The following is a 24927-nucleotide window of genomic DNA, read 5'->3' as shown; positions in this document are numbered from 1 at the left end:
CAGTCTGGGAAGCGCCTATCGGCGCTTCTTCGCCTTGGATTCGTAAGGGTTGTCGCCCGCGCGGAAATGCATGCGGATCGGCACGCCCGGTAGGTCGAAATCGTTGCGCAGGCCGTTGATCAGGTAGCGCACGTAGGATTCCGGCAGCGCATCGGGACGCGTGCAGGAGATCATGAAGCCCGGCGGACGGGCTTTCACCTGCGTCATGTACTTCAATTTCAGGCGGCGACCGGACACGGCCGGTGGCGGATGCTGAACCGTCTGCGATTCCAGCCAACGGTTGAGCCGCGCGGTGGAGATGCGGCGGTTCCAGGTCTTGTCCGTTTCGATGATGGCCTGCATCAGCCGGTCGAGGCCATAGCCGGTGTGGCCGGAGATCGGCACGGCGCGGATGCCGCGTGCCTGCGGCAGCAGCCGCTCGGTCTTTTCGCGAAGGTCGGCAAGCACCGCCTGCCAGTCCTCGACCAGATCCCACTTGTTGAAGGCGAGCACCGCGGCGCGGCCCTCGCGCAGCACGAGATCGACGATCTGCAGGTCCTGCTTCTCGAAGGGAATGGTCGCGTCGAAGACGATGACAACCGTTTCGGCAAAGCGGATCGCGCGCAGCGCATCGGCAACCGAGAGCTTTTCGAGCTTCTCCTGTACCTTCGCCTTGCGGCGCATGCCGGCGGTGTCGAACATCTTGATGGTGCGGCCGCGCCAATCCCACTCGACGGAAATGGAATCGCGGGTGATGCCGGCTTCCGGGCCGGTCAGCAGCCGGTCTTCACCGAGGAAGCGGTTAATCAGCGTCGACTTGCCGGCGTTCGGGCGGCCGACGATCGCCACGCGCAATGGCTTGGTCTCGTCATAGGCTGTCTCCGCCTCTTCCTCTTCGCCCTCTTCGTCTTTGAACGTCGGGCGCAGATCGATATCGGTCTCGGCCACGTCGTCTTCCGGCGGATAGGCCCGCTCTTCGCCGATCGCAGCGACGATCGCGTCGCGCAGATCGAGCATGCCCTGGCCGTGTTCGGCCGAGATCGGGCAAGGTTCGCCAAGGCCGAGCGTGAAGGCATCGTAGAAGCCGCCGTCGGAGCCACGCGCTTCGGACTTGTTGGCGACCAGCACCACCGGCTTGCCGCGGCGACGCAGCATTTCGGCCAGCGTTTCGTCCGCCGGCGTCAGGCCGCCCTTGGCATCGACCAGGAACAGCGAAAGATCGGCTTCGTCGATCGCGGCCTCGGTCTGCGCCCACATGCGACCCTGCAGCGTGTCGGGCCCCGATTGCTCGAGGCCGGCCGTGTCGATGATGCGGAAGCGCAGGTCGATCAGTTTCGCCTCGCCCGGCCGGCGGTCACGGGTGACGCCCGGCGTGTCGTCGACGAGCGCCAGCTTCTTGCCGACCAGACGGTTGAATAAGGTGGACTTGCCGACATTGGGACGCCCGACGATGGCGACGGTGAAGCTCATGGATCTATCCGTTTCCGCTAGGAGCGCCGCTGCCGATCGGCCGGCCGCGCTCATATCTCTTTCTCTGCCGCATCTAGGCGGCGCCAGAGCCTCTCTGCTGGGAGCGGCTTTCTGATTGCTTACGCAGTCCCGGGCGCAAAACCGCTTAAGCACTTTTGCTGGAACTGCCTGTCTGCCTTCCGCAGTCCCGGACGCAAAACCGCTGCGCACTTTTGTTGGAACTGCCTGTCTGTCTTTCGCAGTCCCGGACGCAAAACCGCTACGCGCTTTTGCTGGGACTGCTTTAAATGCTTTAGCGCACAACCCCAAGATCGAGATCGATTTTGGGATCATGCGCTGATTCGAAAGGGTCGTGCACCCTGTGCCCATCCACGCGGAATGGGCGGAAACCTTAGGCCTTGCCGCTGGCCGTGATCACGTCGAGCAACATCTGGGCGCGACCGGTGATGTTGCGCGGGCTCTGCGTGTCGTCGACGATCTGCTGGAACCAGGTCTTCGCCTTGGCGTAGTCGCCGGCCTTGTAGGCCGAGAGACCAAGCGCTTCGCGCGCCGAGTGGCGCATGTTGTTCTGCGGCGTCGCGAGTTGCTCGACTTCGGCCGAAACCTGATCGTAGCTGCCGGCATCGACGAGCAGATAGGCCGCACGCAGTCGCGCCGCTTCCTGAATGGCAACCGGAACGCTGCCGTCCTTGCCGATGGCGGAGAATGCCTTCACCGCCGCATCGGTGTCGCCCTTCTGGGCCTGAAGCGTTGCGGCACGCAGACGGGCCAGCACCGGATAGGCGCCGTAGCCGTCCTTCTCAAGCGCGTTCAAGGCAGCGAGCGCCTCGTCCGTCTTGTTTTCCTTGGCGAGGTTCAGCGCCTGCAGGAAGGCGTCGCCCGACTTCGAGGAGGCCCCCTCCTGCCAGTACTCGAACCCGACCTTGCCGATGGTGCCGAGAACGATAAGCACGGCGATCGCCGCGATGAGACCGCCGAAACGAGCCCAGATGCTCTTCATCTGGTCGGAACGCAGTTCCTCATTGACCTCGCGGATAAAGCTGTCGTCTTGGTTCGCCATCTACTGCCCCGGCCTTGCCTGCCCACTGGTACGCCATTCCGACCGTCATCGACGGGAACAGCGCACAATCTCAAACTGTTCGAGCACGTACGACGCGTTCTAGCGCACGCATCGCGCTCTCATGGATTTTGCGCCTTCTACCCGATTTTGCGGCGCTTGTAAGGGGGCCGACGTTATTTAGAGCGCCTAGGGTCGACACGAAGTCACCTCCGACGCTCTAAATTTTTTGTTACACGCAAGTCGGGACGCAAAACCGCTGCGCACTTTTGCTGGAATTGCCTTAGCCCATCACCACGGGGGCAACCCCGATCAACCACTCGTGAAGCTTCCAGACGAAGAGCCCGTAGGCGACGAGACCGATGACGATGGCCAGCACGTCGTTCATCGATGACTTGAACACCGGCAGCACGCGCTCCCCTGCCCGCTCGCGGCGCTTCAACGAGATACGCAGGATCACCGCCCAGGCGAGAAACGAGCCGAAAAGCAGGACCGAGGACGTCTCGCCGTTTGTCAGCAGGTGCGCCAAAGCCCAGGTCTTGATCGACAGGATCTGCGGATGCTTGACCGCCACCGCAATGCGGCCCGCCGGCAGGAAGCCTGCAGCAAGGAAGACGAAGGCGAAGAGCATCAGGAGCAGCGCTATGTGGCGCAGGAACACCGGCGGATCGTAGAGCATGCCCGTTTCAGTGCGGGCCTGGCCGAAACCATAGATGATCAGACAGAGGCCAATGAGGCTGAGGATCGCATAGATCCCCATCCAGGTGCCCTTGCCGCGACGCTCGATGATGCCGGCGCGAAAGCCGGGCGCAACCACGCGGATGAGATGCATGCCGAGAAAGATGATGATGCCGAGAACGAGTATCGCCATGGGGCCACCGCTTTGTTCGAGATATCGGAGATAGCGTCGCGTGCCGGATCTGGCGCGCTTGGGCGCTGTAGCTCTTTGATTTTCTATGCCATTCGCCTTTGGACCGATTCCAGTCCAGGTTGCTATGGAGTAGCCTTGATGGCGCCTTTTTTCCAGCCCGATCAAAGGAATGCCGCAATTTCGAACCATCTGCGACAAAAATTCATTGCTGCAGTTGATCATGATCCGAACATTTCTCGCCTTTTCCCTTGCCCTGGTTCCTGCGCTTGCGCGGGCCGAACCGGCGACGCCGGCCACCGTCCCCGCCGCTGACCGGCAGCTTGTCATCGTCTCCTTCGACGGTGCCCATGACAACGCGCTTTGGGAAAAGAGCCTGGCGATGGCCAAGCGCACCGGCGCACATTTCACCTATTTCCTCTCCTGCACCTTCCTGATGACCCGGGCCGACGGCAAGGAAACCTACAGGCCGCCGGGCCAAAAGCCCGGCCGCTCCAATGTCGGCTTCGCCCAGAGCCGCGAGGAGATTGCAGCACGCGCCGGCCATATCTGGCAGGCCCACCTTGATGGTCACGACCTCGCCAGCCACGCCTGCGGTCATTTCGACGGCAAGGGCTGGAGCAAGGCCGACTGGCAGAGCGAATTTTCGACCTTCAATGCGGCGCTCAGCGACGCCTGGAAGAAAGCCGGCAAGCCTGAGGCGGAACCGGCCGGCTGGGCCGAGTTCGCCAAGACCGGCATCAAAGGCTTCCGTGCCCCCTATCTATCGCTAAGCGACGGCCTGCTGCCGGCGCTGAAGGCGGCAAACTTCACCTATGACGCAAGCCTGGTCACCAAGGGACCGGGCTGGCCGACGACGAAGGACGGCCTGCCGCGCTTCGGCCTGCCGCTGATCCCCGAGGGACCGTCGCAGCGCCCCGTTATCGGCATGGACTACAATCTCTTCGTCCGCCACTCGATGGGTGTCGAGAACAAGAAGGACAGCGCCCGCTTCGAGGAGCGCACCTACGAGGCCTACCGGAAAGCCTTCGACCGCGAATATGGCGGCGACCGCATTCCCCTGCAGCTCGGTTTCCACTTTGTCGAAATGAACGGCGGCGCCTACTGGCGCGCCCTTGATCGACTGCTCTCGGAAGTCTGCGGAAAACCCGACGTCGCCTGTGTCAGCTATGCCCAGGCCTTGCCTGTCATCGAGCAGGCAAAAAAGAAGGCGGGTCGCTCCGCCTTCTGATCGCTTGCTGCAGCGGCGGGCTCAAGCCAGCTCTTCCTCGCCGCCAACTTCGATGAACTTCTGATCGATCTCCGGAAGGGGCGCATCGTCAATCGTCGCCTCGAAGGCGCGCAGGCGCTTGTAGATCGACAGGAGCTCGACGATCGTCGGCCAGGACGAAACCAGATACTGGAACGACGAAGTCACCTGCCCGAAGGCGCCGGAAATCTGGTTCAATGCGCCAAGGCTGATCTTGCCGGCAATGATGGATGGCGCAAGGATCAACAGCGAGAAGATGTTGTTGATCTGCAAGTAGAAGATGCGGGCAATGTTGAAGTAGAGATAGTGGAAGTACAGCCGGAAATAATTTCGGCGAACGTTGTCGAAAAGATCGGCGACCGTCGGCGGCTGGGCACGGTCGGCATGATCCTCACCGTATACCAGTTCCTTGCGATAGGCGGCCTCCACACGCTGGTTGCGGAATTCCAAGCCGGGCAGCTTCATGCCGACGACGGCGAGGAACACCGTACCGAACAGCGACCAGAGCACCGCAGCCGTCACCAGCGGATAGGGAATGGCGCCGACGATCGGCAGTTCCGTGATGTTGGCCGACAGGCGGATCAACACCGGCGTGAAGGCAATCAGCGTCATGACGCTGTCGATCAGGCTGACGCCCAGACCTTCGACCGTGGTCGAAAAGCGCATCGTGTCTTCCTGCACACGCTGCGAGGCACCCTCGATATGGCGCAGCTTGCCCCAGTGGACCATGTAGTATTCGTTCATCGCCGTGCGCCACCGGAAGATATAATGGCTGACGAAGAAGCGGGTCATGACCGCGACGGCAACGGCAACAAGCGCGATGCCAAGAAAGACGGCGATCTGGCCATAGAACTCGTCCGCCGTCACCACCTTCGATTTGGAAACCGCCGCCTGGATCAAGTCCCAGAACGGTCCGTACCAGTTGTTGATCGCTACGCTCACCTGCACCTGAAAATAGGTGACGAAGAGAATGAGAGCCGACCCAAGGATCGACCAACTCTGCCAGCGATGCGGCGAATAGACATACCAAAACGCCGTGAACAGTCCGACGACCAGCGCAAAGTAGATGTAGAACCAGATAAAGGCGGGCGACCAGAAGGCGGAAATGCCAACAATTGGAGGCGCGTCCGACGGCAATGGCGGCATGCCGAAGACCGCGCCGAGTTGCTCACCTCCGCCATACCAGAAGGCAATGGCAATCAGTGACCAGACGACGAATGAAATGAAGAAAAGCTTCGGCTTCGGAAAGAAGGATACGAACAAGGGGTCTACTCACGTTTCGGTAAGGCGATATGTCACCGCTCGAAGCGCCGAAACTAGGGCAAAGCGCCGTCGTCAACAATCGGATAATATAAACGTTACTGTTATTTCATCCGGGCAAACCGCGGCGAACAAGACCTTTTTCCGCCGCAGCCCATGGCATCCGTCAGCGCCTTAGCGCTGCCGAAATCCGCTTCAACTCGACGAGGATGACGCCGCCGCAGAGGAAGAGCACGGCTGCCGCGATCAAGGTTGGCGCGGAAAAGCTGCCGGTGCGGTCCGCCAGCCAACCGGCGACCAGGGGACCGATAATCTGACCGATTCCGAAGGCGGCGGTCATCAGTGCCAGCGCCTTGCGCGGACTTTCCGGCGCAAGTTGTCGGCCGATCTGCAGGCCGTAAGCCGTGATCATCATGAAGGTAGCCCCGAGCATCAGGCCGCCGGCGAGCGGCGCATAGGGCAAGGGCAGGCCGACCGTCAGCACCAGCCCGACCGCCTCGACCAGAAGCCCGATTGCGTAGACACCGGCAAGGCCGAAGCGCGGCACGGCAAAGCGCCAGAGATAGACGGACAATGCGGCGGCAAGGCCCGTCAGCAGCCAGGCGAGAAACTCGACACTGTGGCCGCCGCTCGGGTCACGCGCCATGGTGACGAGGAAGGTAGCGGTGATGACGTAGCCGAAACCGAAAAGCGCATAGGTCAGCGTCACCACGGTGAACGGCCGCGTCCAGCGAAGCGGCTTCTCGCGCATCGTGCCCGCACCGGTCGACGGAACGCCTGGCAGAAGTGCGGCGACGACAATGGTCCCGATCAATCCAACCAGAGCCCCGGTGAACCAGTCGCCCACGGAGGTCGTCAGGCCGGCATGGCCCGCAAGCGGGTTTGCCCAGACGCAGAGCGACGAAAATGCGATGCCGAGGCCGACGCCGCCGAAATGGACGGCCGGCACATGCTCCGATCGTGCAAGCAGGCCATGGCCAAGCACGATGCCGGAGATGAAGATCATCGCAAAGGCGCTGGCAAGGCCGGCCAGGAACCGGATGAGCGCCAGCGCGGCGACAGAGGACGAGAGCCCCATGGCCGCAAGCAGCACCGTCGTGGCGACGAGCGCGATAAGGCCGATACGCCGTTCATGTCCGTGCGCCCAGCCATAGGCTGCAAGGATCGCGCCTGCGAGATATCCGACGAAATTTGCCGAGGCGATGAGGCCGGCATCGCCGGGCGACAAGCCCAGATCGGCCATCATCGCCGGCAGGATTGGCGTGTAGGAAAACCGGCCAAACCCCATGGCGACGGCCATGGCAATGGCGCCGGCGATTGCCGTGGCGGAGATATTGGTCTGAAGCGGTCTGTCGAGCGTGGTCATGTCAGTTTATTGCACCGCAACACGACGCGCCACAAACGACAATAATTGAAGGACCTATTGAAGAAATCGAACGATCGCCGATTTCAATGGGTTAGAAGAGCGATGACGGCGGCGGCCGCAATCGCATCCCTGATCTAGCCGGGCAGCGTCACGACCAGCGGCCCGCCGCGCGTGACGACGACCGTGTGTTCATATTGCACCGTTGGCGCTCTTGGATCGCTGTAGAGCGTCCAGTCGTCGTTGCCGCCTTCGGCCCATTGCGCGCCCATCGACAGGAAGGGCTCGACGGTGAAGACCATGCCGTCCGTCATCCGGCGGCGTTCGCGCGGATCTGGCCAGGTGGCAATCTCGGTCGGCTCCTCATGCAGCGAGCGGCCGATGCCATGGCTGGCGAGGTTGGTGACGAGCGAATAGCGGTTCTTGCGGGCGAAGTCGCCGATGGCGTTGCCGATCGCCGCCAGCGGCTGGTCGGGACGCACCTGCTTGAGGCCCACCCACATCGCCCGCTTGCCATCGCGGCAGAGCCGGTCGATCGCGGCCGTGACCGGCGGCACCGGGAACGACGCACCGGTATCGGCGAAGATGCCGTCCTTCTCGGCCGAGACGTCGATATTGACGAGGTCGCCGGCCTTGATCACCCGGCTGCCGGGAATGCCGTGGGCGATTTCCTCGTTGACGCTGATGCAGGTGGCGCCGGGAAAATTATAGCAGAGCTCGGGCGCCGAGCGCGCGCCGGCGTCTTCCAGCACCTTGCGGCCGATCGCATCCAGTTCCGCCGTGGTGATGCCGGGCTCCAGCGCCTCGCCCATCGCCTGCAAGGCATTGGCGCAGATGCGGCCGATTTCCTTCAGCCGCAGCAGATCTTCTTCGTTGTTGAGGGTCATCCGTGTCTCGCTTTCGCGCTCACATGTAGCGTGTCGCCATACGTTATGCCAGCACGGAGCAGGAAGGCCGGCAGCAATCATCGCGCCGGCCTTCGAGCTATCAGACTGTGGCTGGCGCCGTTGCCTTCTCCTCGGCCAGCGCCTGGCGCACCAGCGGCGCCACCTTGGTGCCATAAAGTTCGATGCCGCGCATGATCTGGTCATGCGGCATCGGCCCGATCGCCATCTGCAGCAGGAAACGATCGTTGCGGAAGAGCTTCCAGTTCTCGACGATCTTTTCCGCCACCGTCTCCGGGTCGCCAAGGAAGAGGTTCCCGTTGGGGCTGCGCGCCTGGTCGAAATGCGCCCGGTTCGTCGGCCCCCAGCCGCGCTCGCGGCCGATGCGGTTCATCACCTCGGCCTGCGGTCCGTAGAACTGGTCGGCGGCGATATCGGTGGTGTCGGCGATGAAGCCATGCACGTTGATGCTGGTCTTCAGCCTGGCCGGATCCTGACCGGCGCGGCGTGCCGCCTCGCGGTAGAGGTCAAAGAGCGGTGCGAAACGACGCGGCTCGCCACCGATGATAGCAAGCGCCACCGGCAGGCCGAGCGCACCGGCGCGCGCCACCGATTGCGGCGTGCCGCCAACGGCGATCCAGAGCGGCAGCACCTCCTGCAGCGGCCGGGGATAGATGCCGCGATCGTGGATGGCCGGCCGCATTTCACCCGACCAGGTGACCTTCTCGCTATCGCGCACCGCCATCAGCAGATCGAGCTTCTCGGCAAAGAGCTGGTCGTAATCGTCGAGCGACTGACCGAAGAGCGGAAAGGACTCGATGAACGAGCCTCGGCCGGCCATGATTTCGGCGCGGCCATTGGAGATCAGGTCCAGCGTCGAGAACTGCTGGAAGACGCGCACCGGATCGTCGGAGCTTAAGACCGTCACGGCGCTGGTCAACCGGATGTTTTTCGTCGTTGCGGCGGCAGCGGCCAGAATGACCGAGGGTACCGAGGCCGCATAGTCAGGGCGGTGATGTTCGCCAAGACCGAAAACGTCGAGGCCTACCTGATCGGCAAGCTCGATCTCTTCGAGAAGGTTCTTGAGGCGCCGCTGCCCCTCTTTGCCCTTGTCTGCCGCATTCGGATCGACATCCGCAAATGTGTAAAGCCCAAGTTCCATGATGCCCGTCCTATTTCTGTTGTGACAACAGATAGTTGCCGCGCGCGTGGGCAGCAAATGCTCATCCGGGAAACGCTGTGTTTCCCGGATGAGCATGAATGGAGCCTGTGTCGGATGATTGGCAGGAACCGGATGATGCGGGCGAAAACCGCCCCGCCCGGGCTCTCAGCTCAGCGTGCGCTTGACGGCGTTGCGCCAGCCCCTGAGCTTGGCCTTTCGCGTCTTCTCGTCCATGGCCGGCTCGAAGCGATGGTCACGCGCCCAGGACTGGGCGAACTCCTCCTGCTTCGGCCAGACGCCAGCACGGCTGCCGGCAAGCCAGGCGACGCCGAGCGCGGTGGTCTCGAGAATGACGGGCCGATCGACGGGCGCGTCGAGCAGGTCGGAAAGCCGCTGCATCGTCCAGTCGGAGGCGACCATGCCGCCATCGACGCGCAGCACCGTTTCCTTGCCGTTGTTGCGCCAGTCCTTGTGCATCGCCTCGAGCAGGTCGCGCGTCTGGTAGCAGACCGCTTCGAGCGCGGCGCGGGCAAACTCGGCGGGGCCGGTGTTGCGGGTCATGCCGAAGATCGCGCCGCGCGCATCCGGGTCCCAGTGCGGCGCGCCGAGACCGGTGAAGGCCGGCACCAGGTAGACTTCCTGCGTCGGATCGGCGCTCTCGGCGAGCGTCCCGGTATCGGGTGCCGCCTTGATGACTTTGAGCCCGTCGCGCAGCCATTGCACGGCAGCACCGGCAACGAAGATCGAACCTTCCAGCGCATAGGTCGTTTCGCCGTCGAGCCTGTAGGCAATGGTGGTGAGCAGCCGGTTCTTCGAGCGCACCATGTCCTTGCCGGTATTGAGCAGTGCGAAGCAGCCGGTGCCATAGGTGGATTTCAGCATGCCCGGCTTGAAGCAGGCCTGGCCGATCGTCGCCGCCTGCTGGTCGCCGGCAACGCCAAGGATCGGGATGGCGGCGCCGAAGATTGCCGGGTCGGTGACGCCGAAATCGGCGGCGCAGTCCTTGACCTCCGGCAGCATGGCGCGCGGCACTTTCAGGATCTTCAGCAGTTCGTCGTCCCAGGCATTCTCCGAGATGTTGTAGAGGAGCGTGCGCGAGGCATTGGTGGCGTCGGTGACGAAAGACTTGCCGCCGGTGAGCCGCCAGATGAGAAAGGTGTCGATCGTGCCGAAGCAGAGCTCCCCCTTGGAAGCGCGCGCCTGGGCCCTGTCGACGTTGGTGAGCAGCCAGTTGAGCTTGGTGCCGGAGAAATAGGGATCGAGCAGCAGGCCGGTCTTCCTGGTGAAGGTCTTTTCCAGCCCCTGCTTCTTCAGCCTGTCGCAATAGGACGCGGTGCGGCGGTCCTGCCAGACGATGGCATTGTGGATCGGATTGCCGGTTTCGCGATCCCATACGACGACGGTCTCGCGCTGATTGGTGATGCCGATGCCGTCAAGGTCGCCGGCGATGATGCCCGCCTTGGCGATCGCTTCCTGGACCGTCGAAAGAACCGTCTGCCAGATTTCCTCGGGATCGTGCTCGACCCAGCCGGATTTGGGGAAGTGCTGCTTGAATTCCTTCTGGCTGGCGCCAGCGATCTGCTGCTGACCGTCGAAGACGATCGCCCGGCTTGAGGTCGTACCCTGATCGATCGCGAGAATATATCCGCCCATATGCCCCTCCCCGGCCACACGCATGTTTATTCACCCGTCCTCAAGGGCGGGATCTCATTTCGAAAACTTCAATACGATGGCAAAACGAATGTCAAACGAAAACAAAACGCAACCGGTCGGCTTCGCTGGCCCCCGCAGCAACTCTGCGGCCCGGAGCTCAAAAACACAATTGTCAGTGCGCCCGTTTTACGCGTAGGCTGGCGCCGTTGCGCTGCAACAAAGCAGTCCGTAGCGCCACGAAGGGAGAGAGCAGCAATGACGAAAACAGCGGTCATCACCGGTTCGACGAGTGGCATCGGGCTTGCGATCGCCAAGGCTTTCGCCAAGGGCGGTGCCAACATCGTGCTGAACGGCTTCGGCAGTCCTGATGAGATCAGACAAGCGACGGACGACGTCAGCGCGCTGACGAGCGGAACGGTGCTTTATCACGGCGCCGACATGACGAAGCCCGCCGAGATCGCTGATCTGATCGCGACCGCAACCGAGCACTTCGGCAGCGTCGATATCCTCGTCAACAATGCCGGCATCCAATATGTCGAGAAGGTCGAGGATTTCCCGATCGAGCAATGGGATCGTATTATCGCGATCAACCTTTCCTCCTCCTTCCACACGATCCGCGCCGCCATTCCCGGCATGAAGGCGAAAGGCTGGGGCCGCATCATCAACATCGCTTCCGCCCATGGCCTCGTCGCCTCGCCTTTCAAGGCGGCCTATGTGGCGGCCAAGCACGGCGTCCTCGGCCTGACGAAGACCGTCGCGCTAGAAGTTGCCGAAAACGGCATCACCGCGAATTCGATCTGCCCGGGCTACGTGCTGACGCCGCTCGTCGAAAAGCAGATCCCCGATCAGGCGCGCACCCGCGGCATCACCGAACAGCAGGTCATCAACGACGTGATGCTGAAGGGCCAGCCAACCAAGAAGTTCATCACCGTCGAACAGGTGGCAGCGCTTGCCGTCTATCTCGCCGGCGACGATGCCGCCCAGATCACTGGCACGCATGTGTCGATGGACGGCGGCTGGACGGCGCAATAGGCACACTCACGGACACAGCCAAATATTTCCACGGCCCTTTGCTTTTCTGCATAACCACCTAAGATCAAAGTGATTTCAGGTGATATGCAGCAGCTCAGGGAACGAATGGCATGCCCCAGCCGAACGGAAGCATCAGCTTCATCCTTAACGATCGCGAGGTCGCGCTTTCCGACGTCGCGCCGACCGCGACGCTGCTCGATTACCTGAGGTTGGAGCGTCGGCTGACCGGGACCAAGGAAGGCTGTGCGGAGGGCGACTGCGGCGCCTGCACCGTGCTCGTCGGAAGGCTTGCCGGCGACAGGCTCGTCTATGAAGCCGTCAACGCGTGCATCCGTTTCCTCGGCTCGCTGCAGGCAACCCATGTCGTCACGGTCGAGCATCTTGCCGGCCAGGACGGGACGCTGCATCCGGTGCAGCAGGCGATGGTCGATTTCCACGGCTCGCAATGCGGCTTCTGCACGCCCGGCTTCGTCATGTCGCTCTATGGCCTTTGGCTCGCAAACGACGATCCCAGCCGCGCCGATATCGAAAAGGCGCTGCAAGGCAACCTCTGTCGTTGCACCGGCTACGAGCCGATCGTGCGCGCCGCGGAAGCGGCGGCAAAGGCGCGCCCCTCCGAAATCTTCGACCCGATCGCGCGAAAACGTGCGGCGATCACCGCCCGGCTGAAGGCTCTGACACCGACCGAAACCATAACCATCCGCCAGGGCGACACCTGTCTGATCGTGCCTGGCGACGGCGACGGCCTGGCGACAGCGCTTGCCGACAATCCGGACGCGACGGTCGTTGCCGGTTCCACCGATGTCGGCCTCTGGGTGACGAAGCAGATGCGGCCGATCAACCCGGCCATCTTCATCAACGGCATTGCCGAATTGCAGCGGATCGAAGAAAGCGAGGCTGGCCTGACGATCGGCGCCGGCGTCAGCTACACCTCAGCCTTTGACGCCCTCAGCCGGACCTTCCCCGGCCTCGGTCCGCTGATCGAACGGATCGGCGGCGAGCAGGTGCGCAACATGGGCACGATCGGCGGCAACGTCGCCAACGGCTCGCCGATCGGCGACAGCCCGCCGCCCTTGATCGTGCTCGGCGCGACGGTGACGCTGCGCTCGACGGAGGGGCGCCGGACTCTGCCGCTCGAAACCTTCTTCATCGCCTACGGCAAGCAGGACCGTAAGCCAGGCGAATTCGTCGAAAGCATCTTCGTGCCGCGCCTGCCCGCCGACGAACTCTTTGCCGCCTACAAGATCTCCAAGCGCCGCGACGAGGACATTTCCGCCCTTCTCGGCGCCTTCCGCCTGTCGCTGGATGGTGGCCGGGTGGCAACCGCGTGCATCGCCTTCGGCGGCATGGCCGGCACGCCGAAGCGAGCCACGAATGTGGAAGCGGCGCTGATCGGCAAGCCCTGGACCGAGGAGACGGTTCGCGCAGCACAAGTCGCCTTCGAGACCGACTACCAGCCGCTCACCGACTGGCGGGCGACCAGCGACTACCGCATGCTGGCGGCGAAGAACCTCTTGATGCGTTTCTTCCTGGAAAGCGGTGGCGAGCCCGCGCAACTGGTGCGCTACGCCGCGGGAGACAGATGATCATGGACAAATCCACCTTCGAGGAACGCAAGGCGATATCGGGCGAGATGCACGCGGCACAGCGCCACGACAGCGCCCACAAACACGTGGCCGGCACCGCCGACTATATCGACGACATGCCGGAACCCGTGGGCACGTTGCACGGCGCGCTTGGTATGACCGACCGGGCGCATGCGGAGATCACCGCGATGGACCTCTCGTCCGTCGCCGCCGTGCCCGGGGTCGTCTGCGTGCTCACCGCCAAGGACATGCCGCATTCCAACGACATCAGCCCGAGCCACCTGCATGACGAGCCAGTGCTTGCCGATGGTCTCGTGCAGTTTCATGGGCAACCGGCCTTTGCCGTGATCGCCGAGACCCGCGACATCGCCCGCCGGGCCGCACGGCTGGCGAATATCACCTATCGCGACCTGCCGCATTTCACCGACATCCTCGACTCCGTCGCCCATGGCGGCGAGCTGGTGACCCAGCCTCTGAACCTGCAACGCGGCGACGCCGAGGCGGAGCTGGATAAAGCGCCACGCAGGCTCAAAGGGCAAATGCGCATCGGCGGCCAGGAGCACTTCTACCTCGAAGGCCATATCGCGCTCGCCATTCCCGGCGAGGACGACGAGGTCACCGTCTGGTCCTCGACCCAGCATCCGAGCGAGATCCAGCACATGGTCTCGCATGTGCTTGGCGTGCCCTCCAATGCGGTGACGGTGAACGTCCGCCGCATGGGCGGCGGCTTCGGCGGCAAGGAAACGCAGGGCAACCAGTTCGCCGCCCTTGCCGCGGTTGCGGCAAAGAAGCTCAATCGCGCCGTCAAATTCCGCCCCGACCGCGACGAGGACATGACCGCCACCGGCAAACGCCACGATTTCCTGGTCGACTACGACGTCGGCTATGACGACGACGGCCGCATCCACGCGGTCCACGCCAACTATGCGGCGCGCTGCGGCTATTCGTCAGATCTCTCCGGCCCGGTGACCGACCGGGCACTCTTCCATGCCGACAGCTCCTATTTCTACCCACATGTGAAGCTCACCTCGCAGCCGCTGAAGACCAACACGGTCTCGAACACCGCCTATCGCGGTTTCGGCGGGCCTCAAGGCATGCTCGGCGGCGAACGCATCATCGAGGAGATCGCCTATCAGCTCGGCAAGGATCCGCTAGAGATCCGCAAGCTGAACTTCTATGGCGAGAGCGGCTCGGGCCGGGACGTCACGCCCTACCACCAGAAGGTCGAAGACAACATCATTGCCCGCATCGTCGCCGAGCTTGAGGAGAGCGCCGACTATCAGGCGCGTCGCCAGGCGATCCTCGACTTCAACCGGACGAGCCGCATCATCCGCAAGGGCATCGCGCTGACGCCGGTGAAATTCGGCATCTCCTTCACCATGACTGCCTTCAACCAGGCGGGTGCTTTGGTGCATATCTATCAGGACGGCTCGATCCACCTGAACCATGGCGGCACCGAGATGGGCCAGGGCCTCTACATCAAGGTGGTGCAGGTGATTGCCGACAGTTTCCAGGTCGACCTCGACCGGGTGCGTATCACCGCGACAACCACCGGCAAGGTGCCGAACACCTCTGCGACCGCCGCCTCCTCGGGCTCGGACTTGAACGGCATGGCGGCTCATGACGCCGCACGCCAGATAAAGGAGCGGCTGGTCGCCTTCGCCTGCGAGCGCTGGCAGACGACGCCTGATCATGTCAGCTTCATGCCCAACCATGTGAAGATCGGCGAAGAGCTCATCCCCTTCCCCGAATTCATCAAGCAGGCCTATATGGGCCGCATCCAGCTGTCGGCCGCCGGCTATTACAAGACACCGAAGATCCACTGGGATCGTGCCAGTGGCCGCGGCACGCCCTTCTACTATTTCGCCTATGGCGCGTCGGTTTCGGAAGTGTCTGTCGATACGCTGACCGGCGAATACATGGTCGACCGTGTCGACGTGCTGCACGATGTCGGCCGCTCGCTGAACCCGGCGATCGACATCGGCCAGATCGAGGGCGGCTTCGTGCAGGGCATGGGCTGGCTGACGACGGAGGAACTGTGGTGGGACGACAAGGGCCGGCTTCGCACCCACGCCCCCTCCACCTACAAGATCCCGCTCGCTTCCGACCGGCCGAAGATCTTCAATGTGAAGCTCGCCGAATGGTCGAGCAATGCCGAGAAGACGATCGGCCGCTCCAAGGCGGTGGGAGAGCCGCCCTTCATGCTGCCGATCTCGGTTCTGGAGGCGCTTTCCATGGCGGTCGCCAGTGTCGCGGATTATCGCGAGTGTCCGCGGCTCGATGCCCCGGCAACACCGGAGCGCGTGCTGATGGCCGTCGAGCGTCTGCGAGATCGCTGACGGCCATCGGGATTTACCTCAGATCCGCGGCAGCTCATTGATGCTGAGCAGGCGACGGGCGTTGGCCATCGCCTCCTCGTCGTCGCTGTGGGGGCTATGAACATCCATGAAACCCATATCTCTCTTCATGTGGTCGGAGAGAGCGTTGACATCCAGCATCGGCTTGGCGGCAACGAGCCCCCCGAACAGGGCGGCCGTGAGCCGAATGACCGGCTCGAGTGAAAGAAATGGTTTTCTTTCAGTACGTTCGAAAGTGTCGCAAGTCATTTCAGCACCTGTTCGTCTTGGGAAGTTGACTTGGAGGATGCCGTGGAGGAGGATCGAAATCCAATCGAACATCCGTCTGCATGCATCAAGAGAACTTATCCATGAAGATGTCGAAGCAGTTTCCGCTGAATGCGCTGCGGGTCTTCGAAGCAGTCGCAAGGCTCGGCAGCTTCACCAAGGCCGGTGAAGAGCTTGGCATGACCCAGACAGCCGTCAGCTACCAGGTCAAATTGATCGAAGAGAATGTCGGCGAGCCGCTGTTCCTGCGCCGCCCTCGCCAGATCTCGCTGACGGATGTCGGCCACCGCATGGCGCCGCGTGTGACCGAAGCCTTCGAGATGCTGCAGGAAGCTGTCTCCAATGCCCGCGGCGATATCGACAGCGCGCTTTTGATCAGCTCGACCCCGACCTTCGCCTCGCAATGGCTCGCCCGCAACATCGGCAGTTTCCAGCTGGCCCACCCGAATATTGCCGTCCGGCTGACGACGAGCGACTCGCTTACCGATTTTAGCCGCGAGCCCGCCGATCTCGCCATACGCTCCGGTGGCGGCGTTTGGCCCGGCCTCGACACGCACCCGCTGATGCGCGTCGAATTCAGCCCGATGTTGAGCCCGGCGCTTGCCGAGACCATCGGCGGCGTGCACGAGCCGCGCGATCTGCTGAAGCTTCGCATCATCGATGCCGGCGATCCCTGGTGGCCGATGTGGTTCAAGGCCGCCGGGGTCGACGATCCCGATCTCGAGGGACGGCCGCACAGCCGGCTCGGTGCGCAGACCTTCGAGGCGCGCGCTGCCGTCGCCGGACAGGGTGTCGCCATTCTGACGCCGGAATTCTATCCCGATGATGTCGCGCTCGGCCGGCTCTACCAGCCGTTCGATCTGCGCTGCAGCGACGGCTGCGACTACTGGCTCGCCTATCCGCACGCGCGCCGCAACACGCCCAAGATCCGGATTTTTCGCGACTGGATCCTCGGCGAACTCTGCCCGCCGAGCTTCCTGCACGCAAATAGCGCTTGAGGAGAGCCCTGCCCCCTTTTCCCGTCGATCGTTTTTGCGCAAGGTGCAACGATTAAGACAAAGGGGATCTGAATGTACGAGTTCGCCATTGCCTGGGAATGGCTGGCCTTTGCCGTGCGCTGGCTGCATGCGATCACCGCCATCGCCTGGATCGGCTCATCCTTCTATTTCATTGCCCTCGACCTTGGCCTCACGAAGCGTGATCACCTGCCTGCCGGTGCCTATGGCGAGGAGTGGCAGGTGCATGGCGGCGGCTTCTACCACATCCAGAAATATCTGGTGGCGCCGGTCTCGATGCCCGAGCATCTCACCTGGTTCAAATGGGAATCCTATGTGACGTGGCTCTCGGGCTTCGCCATGCTCTGTATCGTCTATTACGGCGGCGCCGATCTCTTCCTCATAGACCGGCACGTGCTCGACATCTCGGCAACGACCGCGATCCTGATCTCGCTCGCCTCGCTCGGCATTGGCTGGCTATTCTACGATCTGCTCTGCAAATCGCCGATCGGCGGCAACACCTGGGGGCTGATGGCGCTGCTCTATGCGGCGCTCGTCGTCATGGCCTGGGGCTACACGCAGGTCTTCACCGGCCGCGCCGCCTTCCTGCATCTTGGCGCGTTTACCGCGACGATCATGTCGGCCAACGTCTTCTTCATCATCATCCCCAACCAGAAGATCGTCGTCGCCGACCTGATTGCCGGCCGCACGCCGGATCCGAAACTCGGCGCCCAGGCGAAGCAGCGCTCGCTGCACAACAACTACCTGACGCTGCCGGTCATTTTCTTCATGCTGTCGAACCACTATCCGCTGGCCTTCGCGACGGCTTTCAACTGGATCATCGCCGCACTCGTCTTCCTGATGGGCGTCACCATTCGTCACTGGTTCAACACCACCCATGCCCGCAAGGGCAGGCCGACCTGGACCTGGCTCGTCACCGCGCTCCTCTTCATCCTGATCATGTGGCTCTCGACCGTGCCGAAGGTGCTGACCGGCGGCGAGAAGGCCGAGGTGGCGCCTGTTTTCACGCGGTTCGCGCAGAACGCCCACTTCCCCGCCGTCAAGGATACGGTCTCGACGCGCTGTTCCATGTGCCACGCGGCAGAACCCGTTTATGAGGGCATCACCCAGGCGCCGAAGGGCGTGGTGCTCGAAAGCGATGCGGAGATTGCCGCCCATGCCCGCGAAATCTATATCCAGGCCGGGCGCAGCCATGCGATGCCGCCTGGTAACGTGACAGACATGACGACGGACGAGCGCCAGCTGCTGACAGCCTGGTTCGAAAGTGCCCTCGAGGAAGGCAAGACACAATGACGACCACCCTCATCCGCGGCCGACTCTTAAGCTTCCACCGCGCGCCCACGTCGATCGACGACAGCGCCGCGTATGGCTACGAGAGCGACGGCGCGCTTCTGGTCGAGGGTGGCCAGATCCTTGCAAGCGGCGCTTACGCCGCGGTGAAGACAAGCGCGCCTGAAGACGCCGCGGAAATCGATCATCGCCCGCACCTGATCGTGCCCGGCTTCATCGACACGCATCTGCATTTCCCGCAGATGCAGGTGATGGCCTCCTATGCCGCCAACCTGCTGGAGTGGCTGAACACCTACACCTTCCCGGAAGAGTGCCGTTTCGTCGAAACCGCCCATGCCGAACGCATCGCGACCCGCTTCTTCGACGAGATGGTCCGCCATGGCACGACAACGGCCACCGCCTATTGCTCGGTGCACAAGGCGTCCGCCGATGCCTTCTTCGCCGAGGCACTGCGCCGTGACATGCGCATGGTCGCCGGCAAGGTGATGATGGATCGCAATGCCCCGCAAGGGCTGCTCGATACGCCGCAGATGGGCTATGACGAAACCCGCGCCGTCATCCGCGAATGGCACGGCAAGGGCCGCAACCACGTAGCCATCACCCCCCGCTTCGCCATCACTTCGACGCCGGAGCAGATGGACGTCGCCAAGTCGCTCGTGCACGAATTCCCCGACCTGCACGTACAGACCCATCTGTCGGAAAATCGCGACGAGATCACCTTTACCTGCGAGCTCTATCCGGAAGCCAAGGACTACACCGACGTCTACGCCCGCTATGGCCTGCTCGGGCCCAAGAGCCTCTTCGGCCATTGCATCCATCTCTCCGAGCGCGAGGCGGATGCGATGAGCGAAACCAGCTCGGTCGCCGTCTTCTGCCCTACCTCCAACCTCTTCCTCGGCTCCGGCCTCTTTCCGCTGCGGGCGCTTACCCGCCGCGACAAGCCGGTGCGCACCTCGGTCGCCTCCGACATCGGCGGCGGCACAAGCTATTCGATGCTGAAGACGCTCGACGAGGCCTACAAGATCCTGCAGTTGCAGGGCGAGCGGCTGAACCCTTTCGACAGTTTCTTCATGATGACGCGCGGCAATGCCGAGGCGCTCTCGCTCGTCGACAGGATCGGCACGCTCGAAGCCGGAACCGATGCCGACTTCGTCGTGCTCGACATGGCGGCAACGCCAGCGATGGCGCTGCGAGCCGAAGTGGTCAATTCGCTCGCCGACGAGCTTTTCCTGCTGCAGACCATGGGCGACGACCGCGCGATCGTCGAAACCTATGTCGCCGGCAAGCCGGCGAAATCGGCGCTCGCCGCCGCGTGACCGCGCAAATCCAGAGAGGTCAAGAAAATTGACCTCTCTGCGTTCTGGCTATTAACAAGCCTCCGGCAAACATGATAATGGCTCGTTCAATATCCGTTGGACGAAGGCCGTTTTCATGACGCAAATCCTCGAAATCAGCGATCTCAAGGCGCTCGCCAAGCGCCGCGTGCCGAAGCTCTTCTTCGACTACGCCGACAGCGGCGCCTGGACCGAGGGCACCTATCGCGCCAACGAGGAGGATTTCGCCAAGGTGAAGCTGCGTCAGCGGGTGCTGGTCGACATGACCGACCGCTCGCTGGAAACGACGATGATCGGCCAGAAGGTGTCGATGCCGGTGGCGCTGGCGCCTACCGGCCTCACCGGCATGCAGCACGCCGACGGCGAGATGCTGGCAGCCCAGGCCGCCGAAGCCTTTGGTGTCCCCTTCACACTCTCGACCATGAGCATCTGCTCGATCGAGGACGTGGCCTCGGTCACCACCAAGCCCTTCTGGTTCCAGCTCTACGTCATGCGCGAGCGCGAATTCGTGCTGAACCTCATCGACCGCGCCAAAGCCGCCAAATGCTCGGCGCTGGTGCTGACGCTCGACCTGCAGATCCTTGGCCAACGTCACAAGGACCTGCGCAACGGCCTCTCCGCACCGCCGAAGATGACGCCGAAGCATCTCTGGCAGATGGCGACGCGCCCCGGCTGGTGCATGAAGATGCTCGGCACCAAGCGCCGCACCTTCCGCAACATCGTCGGCCACGCCAAGAGCGTCACCGATCTCTCGTCGCTCGGCGCCTGGACGGCGGAACAGTTCGACCCGCAGCTTTCCTGGAAGGATGTCGAATGGATCAAGGAGCGCTGGGGCGGGCCGCTGATCCTCAAGGGCATTCTCGATCCCGAAGACGCCAAGATGGCGGCAGCGACCGGCGCCGACGCGATCATCGTCTCCAACCATGGCGGCCGCCAGCTCGACGGCGCCCATTCCTCGATCAGCATGCTGCCGCGCATCGTCGATGCGGTCGGCCACCAGATCGAGGTACATCTCGACGGCGGCATCCGCTCCGGCCAGGACGTGCTGAAGGCCGTGGCCATGGGCGCCAAGGGCACCTATATCGGCCGCCCCTTCCTCTATGGCCTCGGCGCCATGGGCAAGGACGGGGTCACCAAGGCGCTGGAAATCATCCGCAAGGAGATGGACATCACCATGGCGCTCTGCGGCAAGCGCAACATCAACGACGTCGATCGCAGCATTCTGGCGGAGTGAGGGTTGGCAATTGGGGGGTCTTCAAGGCGCAGCCAGTCCGCTGGCGACCTCACGCTCGGGACCCTTTTCGACGGTAGCTCCACTATCTCGGTCATGCTCGGGCTTGACCCGAGCATCCACGTGCTTCCGGCCCGGCGCAGGAATGGATCCTCGGGTCAAGCCCGAGGATGACAGGTGGAGATGTCGAGCGCGAAATCAGACCGCCCACTCTGCAGACCGCCTGTGGAGCCTCGTTACCAATCACGCAGAAAATCCGCGCTCAGCTCCCCCGATAGGTCGAGTACCCATAGGGCGAAAGCAGCAGCGGCACGTGATAGTGGCTCGCCGGATCGGCGATGCCGAAGCGCAAGGGGATGCGGTCGAGAAAGGCCGGTTCCGGCAGTGTCGCGCCTGATCGGCGCAGATAGTCGCCGGCGTGGAAGACCAGCTCGTAATTGCCGGCCATGAAGCCGACGCCTTCGACCATCGGCCCGTCGACACGGCCGTCGCTGTTGGTGTGAACGGTGCGGATCAGCTGCCGTTCCTCGCCTTCGAGCCAGTAGAGATCGATGCGCAGCCCCTCGGCCGGCTTGCCGAGCGCGGTGTCGAGAACGTGTGTCGTCAGTCGGCCGGTGCTGCTCATCCTATCCTCTCATTCATCAGTTGGCACAGGATGCGCGCGGAAGACCGCACACGATTTCCTCATGCCGCTAGACTGGGCTCGAAATGACGAAAGGCTCGTCGTAGAAAAACTCTTCGAGATTGTTGCCCGGCCCTTCGCGATCGACGATCAGGAAATCGCTGACGGCGCCGATCGACATCAGCGGGTGATGCCAAACGTTGCGGCCGTAATTGACCCCTTGCCTGCCACCCGCCTGGAATACCCGCGGCGTGCCCGGACGCCCGTCCTCGTCTTCGGCGACGACGACGAGCCAGGGGCGATCGTCGAGCGGCGAAAAGCTCTGGCTGCCGAGCGGGTGGCGTTCCATCATCGTCACCGCATAGGGGAAAGCGCGCGGCTGGCCGCGAAAGATGTTGATGATGACATTGGCGCCGTCGCCGACCACATCGGCGCGCGCCAGCCCGTGGAAGCGTTCCGTGTTGCCGCCGTTGATGTAGCGCATCGTCGCCGGATCGGCTTCGATGATGGTTCCGAAGGGTGCAAAGGCGTCGCGCGTGAGCGGTTCGATCGTAAGCAGGCGCGACATCAGGCGTGGACCTCGCAGGTTTCCACGGCATTCGACAATGTCAGCTCCAGTTCGACGGTCCTCCGAAAGAGCGAGGACGCGGATCGAACGGTTTTGTCAGGCATTTTCGTCTCCAGGAAGCATCGACTGCAGCCGCAGGCGGGCGATTTTCTCCACCTGCGCGCAAGCGGTTTCAAATTCCTCTTCGGGCGAATTGTCAATGCGGGTTTCGAAGGAGGCGAGAATCTGGCCCTTGCTGAGCCCCTTCACGGCGATGATGAAGGGGAAGCCGAATTTCTTCGTGTAGGCATCATTCAGCGCGGTGAAGCGCTGATGTTCCTCTGATGTCAGCCGGTCGAGGCCGGCAGACGACTGCTCGGCGGTCGAGTCTGCCGTGAGCTTGCCCGCGATCGCCAGCTTGCCGGCAAGATCGGGATGGGCGCGCAGCACCTGCATCTTTTCGCGCGGCAACGCCGCACGAAAAGCCTGGCAGAGCGCAGAATGCACGTTGCCCGCCATCAGACCCGCCGCCGCGGCGCGATCGTAAGCGCGTTCGGCCACCCAGGGCGAATGCTCGAACACGCCGCCGAAACGGGCAACGAAGGCGTCGCGGTCGGTCATCAGAGAGCCCCTTCCGGCTTGTGGTGCTGGTACCAGTGGTTGGCGATGTCGATGCGACGCGGCACCCAGACCTTGTCGTGCGACATCACGTAATCGATGAAGCGGGCAAGGGCTGCGGCGCGGCCCGGGCGGCCGACAAGCCGGCAATGCAGGCCGATATTCATCATCTTGGCATCGCCCTGGCGGCCTTCCTCATAGAGCACGTCGAAGGTGTCCTTGAGATAGGTGAAGAACTGGTCGCCGGAGTTGAAGCCCTGGTTGGTGGCAAAGCGCATGTCGTTGGCATCGAGCGTATAGGGGATGATCAGATGCGGCTTGTCGGCCGGCAGCCCCGGTACCCAATAGGGCAGCTCGTCGGCGTAGCTGTCGCAGGAATAGAGGAAGCCGCCCTCCGCCAGCACCAGCTTCAGCGTATTGGCCGAAGGCTTGCCCTGGTAGATGCCGAGCGGGCGCTCGCCGGTCAGCTCCGTATGCAGACGCACGACTTCGCGGATATGCTCGCGCTCGACCTCCTCGGGGAAATCCTTGTATTCCAGCCAGCGCAGCCCGTGGCTGGCGATCTCCCAGCCGGCTTCCTTCATGGCCGCAACCGCTTCCGGATTGCGTGCCATGGCGAGCGTCACGCCGTAGACGGTCAGCGGCACGTTGCGGCTGGTGAACATGCGCCACAGCCGCCAGAAACCGGAGCGCGCGCCATATTCGTAGATCGATTCCATGTTGAGATTGCGCTGCCCCTGCCAGGGCTGCGCGCCGACGATTTCGGACAGCAGACATTCGGACGCCGCGTCGCCATCGAGAATGCAGCTTTCGCCGCCCTCCTCGTAGTTCAGCACGAACTGCACGGCAATGCGCGCATCGCCCGGCCAGTTTGCCTTCGGCGGATTGCGGCCATAGCCGACGAGGTCGCGCGGATACTTAGTCTCAGACATCAAATCACCCTTCGATTTTTCCAGAACGGTATCACCGCCGACCGGATTGTCGATACCGAAATCTGCCCGCGAAGGGTCGCTGGGCGGCAAGCTCGGAATGAGACGAAGGCTGAATTCTGCGCGCTCGCTAGCGATGCGCCATCAATGCCGCGACGATGAGCGGCAAGGGCCGGATCGATCCCGTACCAAGAGAGGGCTCGGCGGCAACGCGTTTGGCGCGCTCGGCGCGCGCATTCGTGGAGATCTTGCCGAGCGGGTGCTGCGAATGCACACGCAGGGGCGCGCCGGTCTCCTGCTCGACGAAGAGGGCAAGGCTGCCGATGGCAAGCGGCGTCGCCAGACATGGCTCGAACAGCTCGCGAAGCGGCGCCTCGACCTGGCGTATCGCGTCCGATGCGAGCGGGCCAGTCAACATCATGTGGAAGCGGTACTCGTCCATCACATGAGGATCGCCCCAGCGGTGCAGGTTGGAAAACTGCGGTGCGGTCAGCCGATCCGGATCGGAGCGCTCGATCTCGTCTTCGCTGAGCGGCGCACGAAAAGCATCGAACTCCTGAACGATATTGGCCGCCAGCAGATGCATCGCGGTGCTCGGGACTTGCGGCATCAGGCCAAAGCACCGGCCGATGCGGGCGACCTCCAGGCGATCGATTTCGAACGGAGTCTGCGCGCCGGCAAAATGCATCAGCGCCTTCAGGAGCTGTGACTCCATCATGTCCGGATGCAGTCGAAACGGCGACATCATCACCGCATGGAAACCGAAGCGGCGCGGTACGGCCGTATGGTAGGCGATGTCGGCAGAGCTCAGGCCCGCAACCGAAGGCAGTTCCGCCGGTTCGCCGGAATAGACGTTGCGCCCAAGCCAGCTTGCGGCGACCGCGGAAAGCGGGTCGGCCATCGGCGGCGTAAAACAAATGGCGTAGCGCATGTCTGGCTCCGGTTATCCGTTCGAGCGGGATGAGGAAAAATGCCTGCGGTTTTCCGTCCCGCTCCAGTGAGATCGGTCACGCCTATGAGTATCGATCCGACCCGGGATCATCGTGACCTATTGGCCGCGTCTTAGGTGATTTGCGTGACAGATTGACGAAGTGGATCGTGCAAAACCACGCGATCCCGCCGGTTTGCGCACCAGATTTTCGGAACCATCCGG

Annotated in this window: 22 protein-coding genes; 8 read left to right on the top strand and 14 right to left on the bottom strand. The window is 62.9% G+C overall.

The window, feature by feature from the left end; genetic code table 11:
* Positions 1-15 precede the first annotated feature (15 nt).
* From der to V7S54_RS09795, 3 genes are all read right to left on the bottom strand, one after another.
* Complete coding sequence (gene der / locus V7S54_RS09805) at positions 16-1449, bottom strand: ribosome biogenesis GTPase Der (protein ID WP_057253007.1); 1434 nt, start codon at positions 1447-1449, stop codon at positions 16-18.
* A 391-nt stretch (positions 1450-1840) separates the two neighbouring features.
* The gene (locus tag V7S54_RS09800) at positions 1841-2509 is read right to left on the bottom strand and encodes a tetratricopeptide repeat protein (protein WP_065374285.1); all 669 of its coding nucleotides are present in this window, start codon (positions 2507-2509) and stop codon (positions 1841-1843) included.
* A gap of 280 nt (positions 2510-2789) precedes the next feature.
* Positions 2790-3377 carry an NnrU family protein gene (locus V7S54_RS09795; RefSeq protein WP_065374286.1) on the bottom strand — a complete coding sequence of 196 codons (588 nt, stop codon included), beginning with the start codon at positions 3375-3377 and terminating at the stop codon, positions 2790-2792.
* A 220-nt stretch (positions 3378-3597) separates the two neighbouring features.
* Between V7S54_RS09795 and V7S54_RS09790 the strand changes: the two genes are divergently transcribed.
* Positions 3598-4605: a polysaccharide deacetylase family protein gene (locus V7S54_RS09790; protein ID WP_336408383.1), complete on the top strand. Its 1008-nt coding sequence runs from the start codon at positions 3598-3600 to the stop codon at positions 4603-4605.
* Between the two features lie 21 nt (positions 4606-4626).
* Here V7S54_RS09790 and sbmA read toward each other — a convergent pair whose 3' ends face one another.
* The 5 genes from sbmA to glpK all read right to left on the bottom strand — a co-directional run bounded on the left by sbmA (position 4627) and on the right by glpK (position 10945).
* Positions 4627-5886 carry a peptide antibiotic transporter SbmA gene (gene sbmA / locus V7S54_RS09785; RefSeq protein ID WP_065374287.1) on the bottom strand — a complete coding sequence of 420 codons (1260 nt, stop codon included), beginning with the start codon at positions 5884-5886 and terminating at the stop codon, positions 4627-4629.
* Positions 5887-6049: 163 nt separating this feature from the next.
* Complete coding sequence (locus V7S54_RS09780) at positions 6050-7249, bottom strand: MFS transporter (RefSeq protein ID WP_336408384.1); 1200 nt, start codon at positions 7247-7249, stop codon at positions 6050-6052.
* A 134-nt stretch (positions 7250-7383) separates the two neighbouring features.
* Positions 7384-8133, bottom strand: a complete 750-nt coding sequence (map, locus tag V7S54_RS09775; RefSeq protein ID WP_065374288.1) for a type I methionyl aminopeptidase — start codon at positions 8131-8133, stop codon at positions 7384-7386.
* 100 nt (positions 8134-8233) lie between these two features.
* Positions 8234-9292, bottom strand: coding sequence for an LLM class flavin-dependent oxidoreductase (locus tag V7S54_RS09770; protein WP_065374289.1), 1059 nt, complete (start codon positions 9290-9292; stop codon positions 8234-8236).
* Positions 9293-9457: 165 nt separating this feature from the next.
* A complete protein-coding gene (glpK, locus tag V7S54_RS09765) occupies positions 9458-10945 on the bottom strand; it encodes a glycerol kinase GlpK (RefSeq protein ID WP_065374290.1) in 1488 nt (495 codons plus the stop codon).
* A gap of 255 nt (positions 10946-11200) precedes the next feature.
* Here glpK and V7S54_RS09760 point away from each other — a divergent pair, with 255 nt between their 5' ends.
* The 3 genes from V7S54_RS09760 (at position 11201) to xdhB (ending at position 15902) form a co-directional block, all read left to right on the top strand.
* A complete protein-coding gene (locus V7S54_RS09760; RefSeq protein WP_057252991.1) occupies positions 11201-11977 on the top strand; it encodes a 3-hydroxybutyrate dehydrogenase in 777 nt (258 codons plus the stop codon).
* A gap of 110 nt (positions 11978-12087) precedes the next feature.
* Entirely contained in the window at positions 12088-13563 is a 1476-nt protein-coding gene (gene xdhA, locus V7S54_RS09755) for a xanthine dehydrogenase small subunit (protein WP_065374291.1), read from the top strand.
* Positions 13564-13565: 2 nt separating this feature from the next.
* Complete coding sequence (xdhB, locus tag V7S54_RS09750; protein WP_336408385.1) at positions 13566-15902, top strand: xanthine dehydrogenase molybdopterin binding subunit; 2337 nt, start codon at positions 13566-13568, stop codon at positions 15900-15902.
* Between the two features lie 18 nt (positions 15903-15920).
* Here xdhB and V7S54_RS09745 read toward each other — a convergent pair whose 3' ends face one another.
* Positions 15921-16241 carry a hypothetical protein gene (locus V7S54_RS09745; RefSeq protein ID WP_065374293.1) on the bottom strand — a complete coding sequence of 107 codons (321 nt, stop codon included), beginning with the start codon at positions 16239-16241 and terminating at the stop codon, positions 15921-15923.
* A gap of 29 nt (positions 16242-16270) precedes the next feature.
* On the opposite strand from V7S54_RS09745, the gene V7S54_RS09740 reads away from it, so the two are divergent.
* The 4 genes from V7S54_RS09740 to V7S54_RS09725 all read left to right on the top strand — a co-directional run bounded on the left by V7S54_RS09740 (position 16271) and on the right by V7S54_RS09725 (position 21061).
* Positions 16271-17185 (top strand): LysR substrate-binding domain-containing protein, encoded by a 915-nt coding sequence (locus V7S54_RS09740; RefSeq protein ID WP_065374294.1) that lies wholly within the window; start codon positions 16271-16273, stop codon positions 17183-17185.
* 72 nt (positions 17186-17257) lie between these two features.
* A complete protein-coding gene (gene puuD / locus V7S54_RS09735) occupies positions 17258-18496 on the top strand; it encodes a urate hydroxylase PuuD (protein ID WP_065374295.1) in 1239 nt (412 codons plus the stop codon).
* Positions 18493-19809 (top strand): guanine deaminase, encoded by a 1317-nt coding sequence (guaD, locus tag V7S54_RS09730; protein ID WP_065374296.1) that lies wholly within the window; start codon positions 18493-18495, stop codon positions 19807-19809. Before puuD ends, guaD begins: the two co-directional genes overlap by 4 nt.
* Positions 19810-19924: 115 nt before the next feature.
* Complete coding sequence (locus tag V7S54_RS09725; RefSeq protein ID WP_057252982.1) at positions 19925-21061, top strand: alpha-hydroxy acid oxidase; 1137 nt, start codon at positions 19925-19927, stop codon at positions 21059-21061.
* Between the two features lie 259 nt (positions 21062-21320).
* Here the strand turns inward: V7S54_RS09725 and uraH are convergent, their stop codons facing one another.
* The 5 genes from uraH to V7S54_RS09700 form a co-directional block, all read right to left on the bottom strand.
* Positions 21321-21683, bottom strand: a complete 363-nt coding sequence (gene uraH / locus V7S54_RS09720; protein ID WP_065374297.1) for a hydroxyisourate hydrolase — start codon at positions 21681-21683, stop codon at positions 21321-21323.
* 67 nt (positions 21684-21750) lie between these two features.
* A complete protein-coding gene (locus V7S54_RS09715) occupies positions 21751-22248 on the bottom strand; it encodes an ureidoglycolate lyase (RefSeq protein WP_336408386.1) in 498 nt (165 codons plus the stop codon).
* A 96-nt stretch (positions 22249-22344) separates the two neighbouring features.
* On the bottom strand, positions 22345-22848 hold the full coding sequence (gene uraD, locus V7S54_RS09710; protein WP_065374299.1) for a 2-oxo-4-hydroxy-4-carboxy-5-ureidoimidazoline decarboxylase: 504 nt from the start codon (positions 22846-22848) through the stop codon (positions 22345-22347).
* Entirely contained in the window at positions 22848-23777 is a 930-nt protein-coding gene (puuE, locus tag V7S54_RS09705) for an allantoinase PuuE (protein ID WP_065374453.1), read from the bottom strand. Before puuE ends, uraD begins: the two co-directional genes overlap by 1 nt.
* Positions 23778-23904: 127 nt before the next feature.
* Positions 23905-24705 carry a DUF1045 domain-containing protein gene (locus V7S54_RS09700; RefSeq protein WP_065374300.1) on the bottom strand — a complete coding sequence of 267 codons (801 nt, stop codon included), beginning with the start codon at positions 24703-24705 and terminating at the stop codon, positions 23905-23907.
* Between the last annotated feature and the right edge of the window lie 222 nt (positions 24706-24927).

The organism is Ensifer sp. CCNWLY38 (genome assembly GCF_037120565.1).
Lineage (GTDB): Bacteria > Pseudomonadota > Alphaproteobacteria > Rhizobiales > Rhizobiaceae > Ensifer > Ensifer adhaerens_H.
This window is presented reverse-complemented; position numbering and strand designations above follow the sequence as displayed.